We start from the raw sequence: 18,690 nt of genomic DNA on the forward strand, positions 1-18,690 counted from the left end.
TTTATTACCAACCACCTTCATAAGGACGATGTTTTTTCATTTGGTTTTTACTGTCGCCGCGATGATAATGTAATTTATAGACGCTCTCTTTCGCATTTTTATCCCAAAATGGATGATAGTCGATAGCAAAAACACGTTTTGACTGCCCATTTAGTTTCTGATATACATTAAATCCGCCACCACCTTTGGCATAAAGCTCAAGCGCCATCTGGTAATTGATTTTACCCTTACGCATAAGCCCATAAATTGCTAGCGAGGTGGTTAAAAATAAGGATGTTTTATAAGGAAAATCATTAACCTGTTTTTTGGGTTCTTCACGCTCTTTCATCTAAGCTGCCTAAGTCTATAAATATATTATTTTACATCAAATTGACTTAAAAGTAATCATTTGGATTTATTATTTTATGAATTATTTATAAGTAGCCTGGGTGCAGGCCTTTAGGCCGAAACCCGGGTTTCACTTCGTTGCACCCAGGCTACTTGTTAAGGTTGATTAGCTTTTGAAAGGGTAAAATATTGATCTAAAGTACTTAACTCTTTTAAAGATTTTTGTCCAAGTTCTGTTAAATTACTATTTTTTTGGCTTTCTGGATTTAGCTGACGTAAGTCTTCTAAAGTAAAATATAAAGGGCTGTGAACTTCACTAATAGTACAATAAACTAATGATTGCGATGTTTCCGGGTTTTTAACCAGTAATTGATATATATGAACAGCAGCTAAATCCTCATCAGTTTCCATCTTATCTTTTACAGCCTTAGGTAAATTAACAACACCGAAATAGACATCCCCTTTTGTTAACTCAAATCCCTGATCTTTAATTGTTTGACCGATAGAGCTGCCATGATAGATTTTATTGTGGGTGTTTTTTAACCAAACTGGAATTGGCAACGAAAAATTGACGATTGCACAAGTTCGCATTATACCATTGGAATGTAAATTTGATATTCGAATATTATCTTCTTGAAAAATAAGCTCTATTCCGTAATGACCAAATAGAAGTTTAATTCGCTGGCTATTTAGCAGGCCCTTCATATTTTGAAGTTCAGTCATGTCTCTAGACAGTGCCTGTTGATTGATTTGATTTACATTTTTTAGCTGAAAGAAAGTGGCAAATTTTGCAGTTGCATTCGTGTGTTTTGAGTACATCTTTAAAGCTCATTTTGGTCATCATGTATATTGATTAGATATTTTTCATTTGCTACTTATTATGTCAATACATAGGAATGTTTTTAATCTAATAGATGTAGTTGTTTAACTGTTTAGGTTTAAAAATGTATTGATTTTTTTGGCAATTCTTCTTTTTAGATATGCACCAGAGGTCAGGTAAGATGTAACTGGATATTTTTGACCATCTTTCATGAGGATAAATAATCTAAAGGTGCGGTTGTCGTCTCTTCTATTGCTAATATTAATTTCAACACTAATTTTAGATACATCTGATAACACAAAATTTAAATGCTTATTACCAGTAATATTTTTTGTAATATATTGCAATGTATTATTTTTTTTATCAAAAATAAGTTCATAACGACTAGAAAATATCATGATATAAAGGCCAACTACAGCAAATAAAAGGGAGATTAAGCTAAGCCAAAGGATTAGGATTAGCAAGCTTAACTGAGTTTTGCATACCTCTAGTAATAAATTGATTAATTGTATCTACAATTTTCTGCTTTTTAGCATATCCTACACTTGAGCCGTTGGTCATATTGATTAAACCATCTGTTGTTTTAAGCATAATAGAATAGGGTGATGTGCCTGTTATTGATGCGTCTATAAGTGTGTTTAGATTAGTTTGTTTTTTAGAAATTCCAAAAAATGAAAAATTTAATACACATTCTCTCGCTAAGTTGGGCTTTATATCATTGCAGGTGATTTGATAATTACCTAGAAAATAAGGTAAAGGCAATAGACTTAAACTAATTAACATAAGCCCCATCATACGTGGAAATAGAGAGCTAATGGTTAATTTCATAGTACTATTGTTTAGCATCCTTAATTTCATTGTTTAGCTTTTAGCATAGTAAATTTTCTCCTCACTTACCTACATCCTTTGAGTAGAAAAGCGGATTTGGTTAACTATCGATTTCTGAGGAATACTTAGGTAAAGTTAAAATTAGTATAGCGCCTTTGTTTAACCCAGAACTTTTAGCTTGTAGATTGCCGCCTAGCTCTTTGGCAAAAAGAGCGCTTGTATGTAAACCTAATCCATGCCCAAGCTTTTTAGTGGTAAAGCCATTGGAAAATATTTTTGTTAGATTTGACGATTGAATGCCTATGCCATTGTCGATTACTTCAATGATAATAGAGTTATCTTTATCATAAAGATTAAGTTGTAATACCTTTTTTTTCTTATTACTTTCCGTCATTGCATCAATCCCATTTTTTATAAGATTTAAAATAATCTGTAATAATTTTACCCTATCTAACTTTATCTTCGGAACTGGTTTAAAATTGCGTATGATTTTAATATCTGAATGTTTAGATTCTAATTCATGTATGATTAAGGCGTGTTCGATTAATTCTGCTGGTGAAATTAATTCAGTTGTCTTAATTAGGTAATTAAAAGATTGTTGCATTTCGATGATACGTTTAATGTGATGTACATTTTTTCTTAGAGTAATTATTTCTTGTGTTAAATGTAAATTTTCTTCTTTCCACTCCTGAGCTAGCAGAGTTAGAAATTCAGGGATATATTGACCCTTCGCATCGTTTAATGTGCCTTTGTTTTTTGCATGCTCAACGCATAAATCTGCAATCATTGCCAGTTTAGGCATTTTGGATAAATTTAAATTTTCTTGGATCATTTGAACTGAGGTATTAATACTATTTAATGTATTGCCAACATTGTGTAATATTGACGAGGCAACCTCAGACATACCAGATAATCTTGACAGGGTTGAAACTTTCTTTTGTGCCTGTTCTTTTTCAATAAAAATACCCAACTGATTACTGATATCATTCAGAAGTTCTATTGTTTTCTTATCAGGTGATTGTGTTTCTTTTTTAAAAAATTCAAGCACGCCTAATACTTTTCCTTCAAAAAGAATAGGCAAAGCAAATCCGCTACGAAGGCCTACTTCTTGAGCTGCAGTGGAGCGTGGGAAGTTTAATTCTGCTTTTATATCTGAAATCCATTTTATAGATTTATTTTGCCAAACTGTACCAGGTAAGCCGACGCCATAGGAAAAAGTCATGTTTTTACTGATTGTTTCAGCGAAATTACTGATTTCTTTACTCTTAATCCAGGTATCTACACATCTTAATACCTTATTTACCTCATCTACTTTCCATAATGCACCTTCATCCAATCCCATAAACTCACAGATGGTTTTTAATATTTTGGGCGCAATTTCATCTAGAGAAGTGTGTTCTGCCATCAGCCGTACTAATTCATGATGCATGGTTACCCGTTGCTCTGCCATCTTTCTATCAAAAATGTTACGTAAAACGCAGATAATAGATATTTTATCGGTTAAATCGACAGTAGAGATAGCTAGTTCAATAGGAATGCGAGATTTATCTTTTTTTATAGCAATAAATTCAGTCAAACTATCAGTAGGAATAGCTAAAAGTAAGGAGGTAATTTTAAGAGTTGATTGATTAGGTGATATAAATTCAATTAATTTATTAATACTTTTTCCTTCTAAGTGTTTAGCGGGGTAATCAAATAATCTACAGGCTGCTTTATTACAACGAACGACCTGAAATTGCTCATCCATGACTAAAATACCATCAGGTGTTGCTTCCAAAATAGCTCTGGTATTTTTCTCTTTATCGACCAGATTATTAGATAGATTTTCTAACTCCTGATTAATTTGATAAAGAACGCGGCATTGATTTTCACCAATATTTTCAGCTTCCCTTCGAGCTCTTTTTTCTCGCTCTAGCTGTTTAAGTAAAATATCAACTCTTTGCACAATTAATCCTTTTTGGCGAGTGTAAAAAGAATGACATATTTTTTGTCCACTTCTGGTTTAAGTTCCTGACGTGTTAACTGAATATTTTCTTTAAAATAATGACTACATCCTAAAATTAAGCCTTCAGCAAGGTCAGCGAAAGGGTGGTTAGAGCTATATTTCATAGTCATTACATGATCATTTAACATGCTACATTCAAATCGAGGTAGTTCTGCTTCAGGATAAAGTTTACGTACCTCAACATGGATATGATTATCAACTTGCTGGAGAAATTTAAAGGTTGAATTAGCTGTTTGAATAAGATCTTTATAGCGACTTAAAAACTTATTAAAAAGATAATTGCCATATTCAATTTGTAATTGAGAAATAGGGATTTTTGTAGCTAGGCTCAGATTTTTAATTAATCTAAGAAGCTCTTGATGATCATAAGTCCCAATATCCGTATATGCACCTTGCGTCGATAAATTAGATTGTTCAATAATAGTTTCCACCATTTCAGGTGAAAATACTTCCTCAACCATTTCCAGAAAATTACTGAAAATTATACCTTTCATTATCAATAATCCCTTATATTTCATCCTTCAAAATAAAGTATAAATCAGATTAGAGAAATTTTCTTTTGGTAGGAACGGGTTATGGGATACTGTTTAATTTGTAAAATAACCCTAATAAAGAACAGGATATTAAACAATTTTAAGGAGCTATTGCAGCTCCTTAACGAAATTTTGTGATAGAGTTAATTTAGGGTGTTATAGTTTGCCACTGACCGTTTAAGAAAAAAGGTTGATTCCACTGCATTCTTAATTGTTCATCTTTTTTCTTTAATGTTATCAGCGACTTATTTGTCTGCACTGTAACTAAATGATCGGTGCTGTCTATTTTTCTAATTGAAATTAAATTACTGCGTTGATAATTAATAAATGGCGGTAAGATTATTTGAATATTTCTATCTTTAGCATCAATATCAATATTGCAATCATTAGGTTTGACAACATAACTGACAGTTTCATTGCTGTGGATAGTTGTATGTGAGCAATGATTTGCTCTAGACACCAAAAGATCATTTGCCTGATATTTTTTAGCATTAGCAAGCCGATTTAAAAATTCAGCAAGATCACCACTGTAACCACATAAGTTAATTCGTATAAAACTATCACTAGCCCCCATGGTGTTGCCATTATCAACTGCAACATTCAGATCGTTAAATATAATGTCTTCCCCGGTCATCGGTGTATTATTGGAGTTATGAAGCTTTGCAAAAAGTGTAGGACTGCCAGGAATACTTACCACTTCTGTACCAGGATAACGCTTGAGAAGCTCAGATTTGACGATATCATGGCGTTTTACAATAGTTTTAAAAGCATCATTACGTAGTGATTGTCCTGCATCAGGGAGAGATAGAAGGGCGGACATAAGATTTAAAGCGTCAGCCGTACCTGGTGAGCTAGTCCCTACTGTTAATTTCCAAAGATAAGAAAAGAAATTATGAAAAATACTGGCTGCATAAGTATCATGCATAGGAAACCAGATATAACCAAGCCGATAGCCTGGTTTACCAAGTGCCTTGGAGACAGAATTAAACGTAAATACATGCTTACCTTCACGTCTTGCTCGAGAAACCCAGGCAATATTGTCTTTAATATACCCTGTACCATCATTGCCGTACGAAGGTGAAGCAAAGACAAAATCAGCTATAATAATATTCGCTTGCGTATAGGGCTCGCGAAATTTGCCATCAGGATTATTGGGTGAAGTGACAAATTCTACTAATGTTTCATCTGGATTTAGTTTAATTTCACTAGGATCATTAAAGCCTTGAAACCGGACATTTGGATAAGGTCGATATGATATTGCATGTTCATGAAATGAATAAAAGGGAATTTTTTCAACAAATAAGAAATGTTTTTGCGGCTCGGTCATAGCAATAGCATAGACTAGCCCAAAAATAATTTGCAATGAGCCATTCGAGGGAGAAAAGACAGATTTATTTTCATTGGGATCAAGAAATAATTCTAGGTTACCAAGGCGCGTATGATAATCTCTAAGTGTTTGCGCTATATCTTTAAAAAAAGCAACACTAGAAGGAATTACCAGTGGGCCCTTTTCCCCCGGTTGCCCAATATAAACGCCGCTCTCAAAAACATGAAGACCTGGTGGATTAAGTAACCCATAACGCTGATATAGTTCAGTAAACATCGGTGTTTCATTTGGCCGCATGTAAATTAAAGGTTCAAAGGCACTACTATCTTTAATAAATACAAATAATAAAAATAATACCTTAAGTGAGACTAAATTAAATGCTTTACATACATAGTCAAAAACAATACTTAAAAACTTCTTCCCGAACATCAATTAAATCCTCCTGAAAATATCTTTAAGATATCACTGGCATTTGCAGCCCTATAAGTAACTAAATGGATTATTTTCCCTGCATCATATTCTATCAAGTCTATTTTTTATTAAGAAATTATCTTTAAGTTTTTCCTTTTCAATGGATTGAATAAACAAGTATATTATCTTATTAGCAAGATGAATGCGAAAATTTAAAAAGGATAACAAATCTAAATTATCTAAATCGTTGGATGTAAAATTATAAGTAATTATTTAGTACATTGCTTACTTTCATTAGATTTAAGAATCATAATATTAGATAAATCAGTTTATAAACCAACTTATTGTGATATTAAAAACGTAGAAATTAGCAAAGGTGTTATCTTATCGCAGGAATTATTAAGGACATGTTTAAGATATTTTATCGAGCAAAACGATGTAAATAGATTGAATCAAAATGTATTAGCAACTTAAGAATCTCTGAGTTTAAATAGGAGACCAAATATAAGGAATTAATGTTTCTAGCTAACATCTACTACTTTTTCTTATTTTTTGAACGCTTATAATTTTTAACTTGGGCAGCTTTTTTGGTTAAATAAGTTTCACAGCCTTCGATAGTAAGCGGTCGTGAATAGTAGTACCCTTGAATTCCATCAACTCCATCTAATTGTAAGGCTTTAAGTTGAGTTTCATTTTCTACTCCTTCTGCTATAACTTTCAGTTTAAGGTTATGAGCCATCATAGTAATTCCACTAATTATTGTTTGATCTAATGGATCAGTATCACAATTTCTTATAAATGTTTTATCTATTTTAATTTTTTGAATAGGTAAATTTTTTAAATAGGATAAACCTGAATATCCTGTACCAAAATCATCCATAACCAGATTAATACCTAATGCTTGTAAAGCTTTAATTTCTTTAAATACCCTATTGCTGTATTCGATAAAAACTGATTCAGTAATTTCTAATTCCAGAAAAGAGTGGTCTAATTGTGTTTCAATCAAAACTTTACTGACAAGCTCACTAATGGATTGTCGTAAGAATTGTATTGTAGAAATATTAATAGCGATAGGACCTGGGAGTATATTGGCTGCTTGCCATACTTTCGCTTGCTTACAGGCTGTTTTGATGATCCATTCACTAACTGGAATAATAAGAGGGCTTTTTTCTAAAGTCTCAATAAAACTACCGGCCTCCAAAATACCCTTTGTAGGATGATTCCAACGCAATAAGGTTTCAAGCCCAATAATCTCTTCAGATTTGATATCGTAAAAAGGCTGATACATTAAGAAAAACTCTTGATTATCATAAGCACGTTGTAAATCCTTATCAAGGCCATGACTGCGTTGATATTCTTCGAATAACTGAGTCGAATAGTAATGGTATTGATTACGTCCTTTTCCTTTTGCTTGATAAAGGGCTGTATCCGCAAGTTTAAGTAGTTTCTCTATATCATCTCCATGATCAGGAAATACACTTATACCCATACTAAAAGTAATTTGAACTAAATGTTCTCCTATTTGTATAGGTTTAACTAGCTCTTTAAAAATACGTTCAACAGTAGTTGTAATTTGCTCTTCAGAAGTAATATTGGCAAGCATAATAGCGAACTCGTCACCGCCTATGCGAGCTGCCATATCACCTTCCCGTAACGTGGTCAGAAATGTTTGGGCAATGTGCATGAGTAATTTATCACCATTATCATGGCCTAAGGTATCATTGATGACTTTAAAATAGTCTAAATCTAAAAATAATAAGGCTAATTTTTCTTGGGAGCGCGTTATTTTCTTTGAAGATTGCTGGAATATTTCATAAAGCATATTGCGATTAGCTAAGCCCGTTAGAGGATCATGGGTTGCTTGATAATAAAGTTTTGCATTTTCAAGTGATGTCATCGCTTGCGCTGATAATAAATGTAAGCTATCTAAATGGCTAGGTGTGAAAGTATGAGTGTTACTTTTGTTTTCTAAGTAAAGTAAGCGACATAACTGTCCTTTGTAAAAAAGAGGCATCATCAACAGCGAGCGAGGTTGCTCTTGTTGTATATAGGGATCATGAAAACTAATTTCAGATTCAGTAGCATCCTGTAAGATAAGGGGTTTTTGTGTTCTTTGCACATAATTTAAGATAGATACAGGATATTTAGGTTTACCTTCTTCTAAGGATAAGCCATTTAAATAAATAGTTTGTTGCTCAAGGTCGCCTTCTGCTTCAACTACCCATGTATTATGAATGTTTACCAGAATAATACTTCGTTGTGCACCGGCATTTTCTAAAACTATTTTCATAAATTTTTGTAATAACTTATCTAAACGGATTTCGCTAGAAATAAGTTGAGTAAACTTCAAGATAGCAAGCATGTCTAAATTTGGGGCATTAATTTGTGGTAACGTTGATTTTTGTAAGCTATTGTCTTGATTTAATAATTTTAAATTAGTATAAGTTTTTTCTAATAATTTTACCTTGGCTAGCAGACCCCAGTCTTTAAGATAGCGATGGGCGTTTTCTAAATATAATTTTGCAAGTCTATCCATTTTATTAGCTAAGCAATAACAGCCTGCGCCTTCGCTAGCTATCGCTGTTACTACAATACTCCCCTTAGTAAGACCAATTTCAATAGCTTGCTCATAAAATCTTAGAGCATTTTGATTTTGTAAGCGGGCCATTTCAGCATCAAAAAGTAAAGCATAGGATTTGAAATTATTAGGACACCAGCGCCCATATTTTCTTATAAATGCACCAAGTACTTTTAATTGCTTTAAATAAGTTTTTTGCACAACTTTAGATACACGTGGATAATTATAAAATAAAGCTAATGCTAGAAAAAATTTACCATCTATATGACTTATTAATCCTTTGTCATAATCTGAATACCGTTCATGGTTTAAGCCGGCCTTAATTGCTGCCTCATAATTGCCTAATAAAAAATGTAACCGAGTTAAAACGCTGTAAAAAAAACTTAATTCGGTAATACTTTTTCCCTGAATAATGACCTCTTCAAAATGAACAAGGCGTTTATGATTTACGTTTTCAAGGTTCTCTAAACATTTTATAGCGTATTCCAAGAATTGGCCTAAAGTAACAAAGTCAGAAATATTGACTCTAGCTATGAAGTATAAAAAGGAATGCAAGTTTTTTTTAAGCTCAATTAAGTCCTTTCCAGCTGATAAAGCATGTAACACTAAAAGTAAATTACAATAATTTCCATAAACTAAATCACCTACTTCACAACATAGCTTAAATGCTTTGCTAACCGTGTTATTACAAACACTTAAGGGTATTTGATAAGGTTCTATAAAAGAACCTAGTACAAATTGGTTTTTACCTTCAAAATCTGATGATCCATATTTTAATTTTAAATTATTATAAAGTTTGACAAAGGAAAGGGCCTCACCATATAAATTAAGCGAATGCATAATAACAAAGGCATAGACAGGCATTGCCATAGAGCTACTTTCAGTATATCCATAGCGTAAACTTAAGCCAATGCTCTTACAAATGAGAATGACAAATAATTGTTGATTGACTATAAAAGAACTATTAAATAATTGGGTTATTAAATCAGCAATTGCTTTTTGCATTAGATCGGTCATAGGTTGTAATTCTATGTCTTCAATCCTTGTTCTTCTTAATTGCATTTTAATTTTAAGAATTGCGCTTAAAACCTGTAATTTATTGGGATTTATAGGTATTTTTATGCCAAATTTTCTTAAAATATTAATTCCTACATCTAAAGACTCAGTATGTTTTCCTAATGTTGAAAACATTTCGATTTTCAAGCGATTAATTTCTAAAATATTAAGGGGATTACTAATATGATTTAATATGACAGAGAAAATTTCATCAGCTGCTGTGAAATCACTGATTAAATATTTACAGACAGCGAATTCTTTATAAAGCTGGAAAGTAAGATCATAATTGTCTTGCCAGCTGTTTTCATTTATTAATGAGATACCGGCTGATAAATATTCATCTGCTCTATAGTAAGCTGCCGCAAACTTAGCTTTTTGTCCAGCCCAAAGATTATATTTTGCTAGTAATAGTTTCTCTTGCTGATCAGTAATTAAATTTAAACTTTGATTGAAATGGTTCATAATTTCGAATAAATTTTCACTTTGCTGATCAAGCGCTTGTTTGTTTAACAGTAAGCGTCCTATTTTAAGATGAATAGTAGCCCTGTCTTTTTGATCAATAAGTTCATAACTTGCCTGTTGAACTCGGTCATGGGCAAAACGATAACGTAAAGAACTAATATTGCTATCGGTGGTTATGATTCCTTGTAAACCTATTAAGCCTACTGTTTTGTAAGGTTCTTCGAGCGGATAAATAAGATTTTCTCTAATAGCATCACATATTCGTTCTGCTGTTTCTTGTATCGTTTGACTAGTTACGATAAGCAGAGTCTTAAAATTAAATTGATGGCCAAGGCAGGAAGCTAATTTTAAATTTTCCTGCGTGGGCTTAGAAAGGAGATGAATTTTTGTAGTAAGTAAGTCAATGACATTATCGGTTGCGCTTTGCTGCTGAATTTTATCTAAATCCCACTCCCAAGTCCCTCTATCATAAGAAAAAGCAAGAATCTTTTTTTGATAAATAATTTTAATAAATACATTAATAAAAAAAGGATTACCGTGCGTTTTATCATGGATGGATTTTGCCAGTGGTCGAATTTTTTCTGTAGGCGCAAAAAGGGTATCTATTAACAGTTGTTCAATATTATTTAATTTTAAAGGCCTTAATGTAATAGTTGTAAAAGGAAGTTTGGTCTTTTTTAAATCATGTATAGTCAGTTGCAAGGGATGGTTTGCATAGACTTCATTATCTCTATAAGCGCCAATAATGAGCAAATAATTAGTGTCGCGATCTTGTAATAAATTTTCGATAAAATTAAGTGATGAATTATCAGCCCATTGTAAATCATCTAAAAATATCACTAAAGGATGATTAGCTTGCGCAAACACACGTACAAAATTTTGAAATACCAGGTTAAAACGAGCTTGCGCATCGCTTGGATTAAGTTTAGGAACTGGTGGCTGCCTGCCTATAATAAGCTCGACTTCAGGAATAACATCTATAACGACTTGTCCGACACCGCCTAATGCTTGAATAAGATACTCTTTTAGCTCCTGAATTCTAGTTTCATTTTCCAATAAAACTTGTTTTATTAAGTTCTGGAAAGCACCTACAATAGCACTATAAGGCACACTTTGTTGTAGCTGGTCAAATTTACCCTGCGTATAATAACCTCGATGTTGCATAATAGGTTTATGGACCTCTTTAACTAAAGAGGTTTTGCCTATGCCAGAGTAACCTGCAATAAATACTAATTCTTTTCTACCTTGACTTATGCGATCAAATGCTTCTAATAGTTGGCAAACTTGTTCTTTACGACCATAGAGATTACGTGAAATAACCAAGTGATCTTTTTTATCTTTTAAAGCTAGGTTAAATTTATCAATACTTCCTTTAGCGACCCACTGCTTTCGACATTCTTCTAAGTCATATTTTAAGCCAATAATATTTGCATAACGCTCTTCAGGCATTTTTTGTAATAATTTAGCAATAATAGAGCCTAGTATCTCTGGCGCATCATGTCTAAGCTCAAGGACGTCAGTAGGTTTTTTTGCAATGTGGCAATGAACTAATTCTAAAGGATCATCTGTGGGAAAAGGTAATTGGTTAGTTAACATTTCAAAAAGCGTAACACCCAACGAATAAAAGTCGGTCCGATAATCTACAGGTCGATTAATTCTTCCTGTTTGTTCTGGTGAAATATAAGCCAAACCTTCATCAAATTTACCTAAGTTTAAATAATCAAAGGTTTCAGGAAGTTTGGTAGAAGCACTAAGATCAATTAATTTTAAGGTTAATTTATTGGGATCTATGATAATATTTGGCGATCTTATCTCTTTATGAATGATATTTAGCTGATGTAATTCTTCAATGATATCTACTAACTGTAATCCTAGATTTAAAAAATCACCTATGGTTAACTGATGTTTCTTAAGATATAGGCTTAAAATTTGTCCTTCTACACCTTCTAAAACTAAAATAGGTTCTAAAAGATTTGGAACAAAATCAAAGGGTTTGATGACAGTTGATGATTTAATTTTTTGTAGTAGTTCGTACTCATGTTGTAAGATTGCTAAATTTTCCGAGGGTGAACCACCATTATTGGGTGTTTTTAATAGAACCTTACAACTATCTTTCCATCTTAAAGCATAGTAAGTATCTATATTATGCTTAGTTCGCATTCTTTCTTGTAATGCATACCCAGATACGGTAACCATTCACACCCCTACCTTAGTAATGCAGTAGACCCTATAGTCAGCTAGATAGGTAACTACGTCAAAATTCAAACTCTATTAAAGTATAATAATAACTACTCCTATTCGCCATGTTTATTATAATAAAATTTATACAATAAGGGCTTTTTTAATTCAATAACTATGAAATTGATGGAAGTAGAGAATTAGAATTCAAGTATGAAGGAGCAGAAGGACTGTTTATTTATCCTTCTGCTTAAAAAGCTAATTTTTAACAAAAACTCCATAAGAGGCGTGCCGCAACACCGTTATCTTTTACTTGAGAAGAGTATTGACCAAAATAAGAGAGCGTTAAACTCACATTATTAGTTAAGCGCATGGCTTCCAATCCTGCATCAATTAATAGCGCATCTTCAGCAATAGGTGTGCCTGCAATTACAAAAGGTGAGCTGCTAGGTAGAAAATTAAAGGTCGCATAAGGTGTTAGATGATTATATGCATGACGCCAGCCTAAAAAGAGGTGTTGATTAAAGGCGTAAGCCTCAGTAGTAGAAAGAAGGCCTCTTTCGCGTACACCTAAAGTTGAGAAAAAGACATCCTGACTGGCACTACGCGCTCTTAAACTGGCTTCCCCACCTTCCTCCGTAAAACTATCTGTATGGGTATCAACATAAGCTAGATTAATTAAAGGCTTAACTAAAAAGCGATTTACTTGCCAGTTATACCCTAATTCCCCAAAGGCCTGGGCTGTATGGCCATTGTAGTGGTTAGTCAGTCTATTCACTAGGGTCGAGAAATCAACAAGTCGATGAGCACTATTTTTGATTTCACTCCAACTGTAAGCTGCGCCGCCACTTAAAACAAATTGGTTAAAGAAACTTGTGCCATAAAGACCTAAGTGGCCATTACTGCTTTCGTGACTATGTGAGTTAACATTATTAACTTCGTGTTGAGATTCACTATAACCGCCCACAAGGCCTAATCGGCTATTGATACCCACTGCTTGGTCTGCACCAATGAAAAACCCTTGGGTTGCACGTTCAAATTTGGCAGCATTGCCATCGCCTTCCAGTTGACCCCAAGCACCAAAACCCTGCGCCCAAAAGGTAACTCCTCTTGCCGTTCTGAATTGTGCTAGTGTCTCACTATTGTCTAGACGATTTAAAATCGCATCACGTATGTAGCGGCTTTCTTCAACACGGGCTGCTAAAGTCGAGGCATAAAGTTCCCCATTTAAATCATCTAAAGCATTTTGTATCTCAATAGGGTGATTTAGCTGCGCAAAAGCAGTATGTAAGCTATGAGCTGGCGCTAAACTGTGGGCAGGTGCTAAACTTTCTAGTGCTTGGGCAACACTAGCTTGATTGCGTGTCCTGGCAAAAGAGCCAAACAAAATACCATTGCGAGCGATATTTAAAATAACTTGCTGTGGCGTATAGCTTAAATTATAAGTTAAAAAGGCACTTGAGGGAGGTATTATAAATGAGTAAGTCCCATTTAACTGATTAGCTTGTAGAATGGTATAATTACCTATCGTAGGGTTTCTAATTTGCACACCTGAGTTAGCACCTAATGTTGCTGTTCCAGTTACAGAAATTAAATCCGATCGCCCTGTTGGACTCATGTCAACAAGATAAAATGATGGAGAAGCTGCTGAGATGCCTGCTTGGGTATAATCTCCACTTATTAGGAGCGTCCCGATAGAAGAATTACCGGGTGAAATAATGCCCTGCACGAGTGGATTTCCAGTTATTGTACCCGTACCGCCTAAATAGCCATTAGAACCTACTGTGAGAATTGGGCTTACAAAGGTACCATTTACATTTAAAGTACCTGAGCTACCTGCATTGACTCCAACATAGGTTGCCGCAGCTAAGACAGTACTTGTCGAATCAATATTTAGAGTACCTTGGCCTAAATTACCTACTAGCAAATTACCTGTCATTCCCCAACCGCTAAATCCGGTTACATTAGTGACGCCAATACCGCCAGGGTTAGCAGCAATGACACCATCCACACTATTTACCGAACTATGATCACCAATGTTAAGTGTTCCATTACCAAAGCTGCCTACAGCAATGTATGTTTGGCTAAATAAAGTGGAGCCATTTCCAGTTAAATTAACAACGCCAACGCTACCTACATTATTACCAATTATGGCATCAGAAACACTTACTCCACCACCATTTTGAATCGAAAGAGTTCCATTACCTTTATTACCCACGCGAATATAAGAGGTATTATTCCATTGAGAGCCCAAATCTGATACACTAACATAACCTGTGCTACCAACTTCTTCAGCAATAAAAGCCCTGTAACCCTGTACAAGCCCCCCATTTGAAATATTAAATGCTCCTTGTCCGCTGTTACCTATATAAAATAGTTGATCAATCGTTAATATTGAACCCAAATTAGACACAGTTAGGATTGAAGGTAAAGGCACTAGATTATTAATATTATCAACAGTGACAGAGTTAACATGGGCTGTGCCTCCCGCTAAAACAGGATAAATGGCAGAGTTTGGGATAATAACAGTATTATCAATTGAGGGAGGGCCCGGGGGAAGCCAATTGGAAGAAGTAAACCAATTATTGCTAGTCGGAGTAGGACTCCAAAATATTGAAGTAACAGCATAAGTACTGGTTGAAAAACTTAGTAATAGCGGCGTAATGGCAGAAACATTCCGTATACTTTTTTTAACTAACATTGTAATTCCTTTTAAAAAAGTGTAAGTCCGATGTTTGGAAGCAAGAAGTTAGAAATAACATAGATAAGTTAGGCATACAATGCTATTTGTTAGATAAGAGCGATTGAGAAACACGCTAGTAAAAATAGGGCAGATTTTGTAATCAGATTAATTATATTTTTATCAAAGACTCAGACTGCTAACTATAAATTTTTTGCCGCGAAGAAATAGGGGATAACCCCGCATATTTATTTTGAATAGATGCTAAGCGGGCAAGTAATTTGGTTTTATTAACAGCAATATTATAAATTTCTTTAATCGTATTATCTTTCATTTTATTAAACGTTAAGCGAATTTGTTCTAACTTGTTTTTATCAGGAATTTCAGACTTAAACTGGGATATTAGCTTACGCATTGAATTGAAATCATAATGATTGAAAATATAAAATAAATTCTTTTCATAAACATATTTAGGAAAAACAAGGTTTTTAGCAATATCATTTAGGTAAACTTGTGCTATAGAGTTAGTCGAATCAGCTTGCATAAAATTGATTTGATTTAGAATAAAAAATTCTTGTGATATTCCAGTGATTGCTCGGTCGGTTATAGAGCAATTTATGACTGGTAAGCCTAATCCTACATTATTTAAGAAAAGTAAATCGAAAACATTGCAAATATAGCTTTCAAAATCATTATCCTTATGCTGCCTAAGCGCATTCCAAATAAAATTAAAATCGAGTCCTCTGCCACTTTTTCCATGGTTTTTATGATAATACCAAATGACATAATAATACCCATCCCATGGTGAAGATAAATAGCGGTCAATGAGCATTTTCTGTAAGTCACAAATCTGATTAATCAAGGTAGGAGTAAGGACCTCAGGCACGCGGGGTTTCAAGCAAACGCGCATGCCATTTCTTTGATTATCTTCTACAACAAGTAATTCTAAATTTTTCACCCTTACTCCAAAATTATCGTAATTAACAGTTAAAACTCAAAGATAATTGTTCCCCAGGTATAGCCAGCACCAAATGCTACTAGTAAAACGATGTCACCTTCTTTTACAGAGCCCAAATTAAATAAGTCCTCAAAAGCTAAGGGAATAGAGGCAGCTGAGGTATTACCATGTTTATCAAGCGTTACATGAATTCTATTTAATGGAATTTCTAAGTTTGCTGCAACTGAATTAATGATACGAATGTTTGCTTGATGAGGAATGATATGATGAATATCCATAATAGTTAATTGCGTACTTTTCAATGCGTTTGATATACATTCCGTAAAGCGCTTCACAGCATTCTTAAAGACTTCTTTTCCATTCATTACCACATAAGGTGATGATTTTGATACTAAAGCATTTCCTTTTGCAACTCCCCAAGGAATTTCGAGGGCATTTTTTCCTAAACCATCAGCTCCAATATCACAGTAAAAAATACCTTTTTTCTCGTCATTAAGATTACCTAATAAAAAAGCGCCAAAACCATCGCCAAATAAAATTCTTGTTGCTCGATCTTGGGGATCCGTTACTTGAGTGAACGCATCACTGCCTATCACTAATGCATAACGAACATTTCGATTGGATTGCATTAAATAATAGGCATTTGCCAGCGCATAAACGAAACCGCTACATGCTGCTTGCATATCAAATGCGATACAGTGATGGATGCCTAGTGTTTGCTGAAGCATGACCGCTGTGCTAGGCATTAGTTGATAAGGCGTAGAAGTTCCTATAATGATTAAATCAATTTCTTGCGGGTTAATGTTTGCTCGTTTGATTGCGCTAGAGGCGGCATTATAGCAACATTGTAAATAATCATCGTTTTCATCTAAAAAATGACGATTTTTTATTCCCGTCATGCGCTCTATCCACTCTTCACTGGTATCCAAGGTTTGTTCAAAGTCCTTGTTATTTATGATTTTTTTAGGGAGAAAACCACCTGATGCTAAAACTTGGATACCCATTTGAACCTCTTTGCAATAGACAGAATAAATATAACAGCAAGATAGCAGTAGTTAATAAAAGGTATTTTAGATTAATTTTTGTACAATTTCTATAAAAGATAGAAAATAAAAAAATTCAACTGATTTGTTCATTTTTTAAGCTGTTGGTCTAGTATTAAAGTTAAATGCATTTTTGCTTCATGAATTTTCTTTAATCTAGAGGTTTAGTTATGCCCTTAAAAACCATCTCGGATATCTTCGAAAATAACGATCGTCTCCAACTAGGTACTGTCAGAACAAAATGTCAAATGAATAAAATTACATCGGTAAAGGAAATTGCGAAAGCTTATGAATATGCGAAACACAAGCTTTTGCAAGCAAAAGAGTGGGGATATGAGAATTTTACTGACATGGGTAGCAACGCTTCAGGTTTAATTCGCAGTGATGCAAGTCCAGCTATCGAAAAAGAATGCATAATTTGGTCAATTAACCACTATTTTGGATTAAATCGCCACCCAGAAGTTATCCAAAGTGCCATAAAAGCCTTACAAGAGTATGGTACGGGTTCTGGCACATCAGCCATGAGTGGGGGACATAGTAGTCTACATAAGCAGCTTGAGAAGCGTTTAGCTGAAGTAATGAAAAAAGAAGCAGCTATCTTATTTTCTACAGGTTTTACGGCTAATTTTGGTGCCTTATCTGCATTAGGAAAAAGTGGAAAAGCTCTTTTCTTGCTTGATCAAGAATGCCATGCCAGTATTTTTGATGGTGTAAAAGTAACTGGATGTAATTATTTACTTTTTAAACATAATGATATCAATGAGCTAGAGCGATTTTTAATAAAAAATGCGAGTGAATATGAAAATATCTTTGTAGTTGTTGAATCAGTTTATTCTATGTCAGGAGAAGAAGCGCCCTTAAAAAAAATTATTAAATTAAAAAAGAAATACCCATTTTACTTATATGTGGATGAAGCGCATGGTTTTGGTTTATATGATGTAGGTGGATTATGTAATCAATTAGGTCTAAGTGCGGATGTTGATTTTATTGTTACCACCTTATCAAAAAGTGTGGCCTCAGTAGGCGGCGTTGTTGCTTGTAATTACCAATTTAAGACTTTTTTCCAGGTAGAAGCTACCGCTTATATGTTTCAGGCCGCAATGACCCCGGCAGATGTCGCAACAGCACTTACTGCTTTAAATATCATTGAGCGAGAGCCACAGCTGCAACAAGAAATATGGGAAAAAACAGCCTATTTCCGCCAAGGATTAATTAGCAAAGGCTTTGATACAGGAAAAGGCACAAGCCCTATTATCAGTATGTATATACGCAATATCGATCTACTTTATCAGTTTTCAAAGTTATTGTTTGAACAAGGTATCTTTGTAACGCCAATAACTTACCCCGCTGTAAGCCCTTCTGAAGTGCGGTTTCGTTTTATTGTTAATAACGGACATACCTATGAACAAATTGATTATACGTTAAGTGTATTAGCAACTATTGGAAAAGATCTTGGTGTAATTTAAAAGAAGAGGATAAAGTAA

At 34.0% G+C, this 18,690-nt stretch carries 12 protein-coding genes; 1 reads left to right on the forward strand and 11 read right to left on the reverse strand.

All coding sequences use genetic code 11. From position 1 onward, the window contains the following. Positions 1-4: 4 nt before the first annotated feature. The 11 genes from DYH30_RS02540 to DYH30_RS02590 form a co-directional block, all read right to left on the reverse strand. On the reverse strand, positions 5-328 hold the full coding sequence (locus tag DYH30_RS02540) for a hypothetical protein (protein ID WP_115330148.1): 324 nt from the start codon (positions 326-328) through the stop codon (positions 5-7). 155 nt (positions 329-483) lie between these two features. Beyond that, entirely contained in the window at positions 484-1,146 is a 663-nt protein-coding gene (locus tag DYH30_RS02545; protein ID WP_115330149.1) for a hypothetical protein, read from the reverse strand. Between the two features lie 105 nt (positions 1,147-1,251). Continuing rightward, positions 1,252-1,545 (reverse strand): hypothetical protein, encoded by a 294-nt coding sequence (locus DYH30_RS02550; protein WP_115330150.1) that lies wholly within the window; start codon positions 1,543-1,545, stop codon positions 1,252-1,254. Between the two features lie 40 nt (positions 1,546-1,585). Beyond that, the gene (locus DYH30_RS02555) at positions 1,586-1,993 is read right to left on the reverse strand and encodes a hypothetical protein (protein ID WP_131740673.1); all 408 of its coding nucleotides are present in this window, start codon (positions 1,991-1,993) and stop codon (positions 1,586-1,588) included. A gap of 82 nt (positions 1,994-2,075) precedes the next feature. Then, complete coding sequence (locus DYH30_RS02560) at positions 2,076-3,920, reverse strand: PAS domain-containing sensor histidine kinase (protein WP_115330152.1); 1,845 nt, start codon at positions 3,918-3,920, stop codon at positions 2,076-2,078. 2 nt (positions 3,921-3,922) lie between these two features. Continuing rightward, a complete protein-coding gene (locus DYH30_RS02565) occupies positions 3,923-4,474 on the reverse strand; it encodes a heme NO-binding domain-containing protein (protein WP_160116142.1) in 552 nt (183 codons plus the stop codon). Between the two features lie 187 nt (positions 4,475-4,661). Beyond that, on the reverse strand, positions 4,662-6,269 hold the full coding sequence (locus DYH30_RS02570; protein ID WP_115330154.1) for an aminotransferase class I/II-fold pyridoxal phosphate-dependent enzyme: 1,608 nt from the start codon (positions 6,267-6,269) through the stop codon (positions 4,662-4,664). Positions 6,270-6,786: 517 nt separating this feature from the next. Beyond that, positions 6,787-12,543, reverse strand: coding sequence for an EAL domain-containing protein (locus tag DYH30_RS02575; protein WP_115330155.1), 5,757 nt, complete (start codon positions 12,541-12,543; stop codon positions 6,787-6,789). 247 nt (positions 12,544-12,790) lie between these two features. Further along, complete coding sequence (locus DYH30_RS02580; RefSeq protein WP_115330156.1) at positions 12,791-15,226, reverse strand: autotransporter outer membrane beta-barrel domain-containing protein; 2,436 nt, start codon at positions 15,224-15,226, stop codon at positions 12,791-12,793. A 178-nt stretch (positions 15,227-15,404) separates the two neighbouring features. Then, the gene (locus tag DYH30_RS02585; RefSeq protein WP_115330157.1) at positions 15,405-16,163 is read right to left on the reverse strand and encodes a hypothetical protein; all 759 of its coding nucleotides are present in this window, start codon (positions 16,161-16,163) and stop codon (positions 15,405-15,407) included. A 29-nt stretch (positions 16,164-16,192) separates the two neighbouring features. Next, positions 16,193-17,167, reverse strand: coding sequence for a beta-ketoacyl-ACP synthase III (locus DYH30_RS02590; RefSeq protein ID WP_115330158.1), 975 nt, complete (start codon positions 17,165-17,167; stop codon positions 16,193-16,195). A 209-nt stretch (positions 17,168-17,376) separates the two neighbouring features. Between DYH30_RS02590 and DYH30_RS02595 the strand changes: the two genes are divergently transcribed. Beyond that, the gene (locus DYH30_RS02595) at positions 17,377-18,672 is read left to right on the forward strand and encodes an aminotransferase class I/II-fold pyridoxal phosphate-dependent enzyme (protein WP_115330159.1); all 1,296 of its coding nucleotides are present in this window, start codon (positions 17,377-17,379) and stop codon (positions 18,670-18,672) included. Positions 18,673-18,690 lie beyond the last annotated feature (18 nt).

This window comes from Legionella busanensis (genome assembly GCF_900461525.1).
GTDB lineage: Bacteria > Pseudomonadota > Gammaproteobacteria > Legionellales > Legionellaceae > Legionella_C > Legionella_C busanensis.

Excerpts from the sequence above, each read along its gene's own strand:
- DYH30_RS02540 (WP_115330148.1), bottom strand. The coding sequence starts at position 328 with ATGAAAGAGCGTGAAGAACCCAAAAAACAGGTTAATGATTTTCCTTAT.
- DYH30_RS02545 (WP_115330149.1), bottom strand. The coding sequence starts at position 1,146 with ATGTACTCAAAACACACGAATGCAACTGCAAAATTTGCCACTTTCTTT.
- DYH30_RS02550 (WP_115330150.1), bottom strand. The coding sequence starts at position 1,545 with ATGATATTTTCTAGTCGTTATGAACTTATTTTTGATAAAAAAAATAAT.
- DYH30_RS02555 (WP_131740673.1), bottom strand. The coding sequence starts at position 1,993 with ATGCTAAACAATAGTACTATGAAATTAACCATTAGCTCTCTATTTCCA.
- DYH30_RS02565 (WP_160116142.1), bottom strand. The coding sequence starts at position 4,474 with ATGAAAGGTATAATTTTCAGTAATTTTCTGGAAATGGTTGAGGAAGTA.
- DYH30_RS02570 (WP_115330154.1), bottom strand. The coding sequence starts at position 6,269 with ATGTTCGGGAAGAAGTTTTTAAGTATTGTTTTTGACTATGTATGTAAA.
- DYH30_RS02575 (WP_115330155.1), bottom strand. The coding sequence starts at position 12,543 with ATGGTTACCGTATCTGGGTATGCATTACAAGAAAGAATGCGAACTAAG.
- DYH30_RS02580 (WP_115330156.1), bottom strand. The coding sequence starts at position 15,226 with ATGTTAGTTAAAAAAAGTATACGGAATGTTTCTGCCATTACGCCGCTA.
- DYH30_RS02590 (WP_115330158.1), bottom strand. The coding sequence starts at position 17,167 with ATGGGTATCCAAGTTTTAGCATCAGGTGGTTTTCTCCCTAAAAAAATC.
- DYH30_RS02595 (WP_115330159.1), top strand. The coding sequence starts at position 17,377 with ATGCCCTTAAAAACCATCTCGGATATCTTCGAAAATAACGATCGTCTC.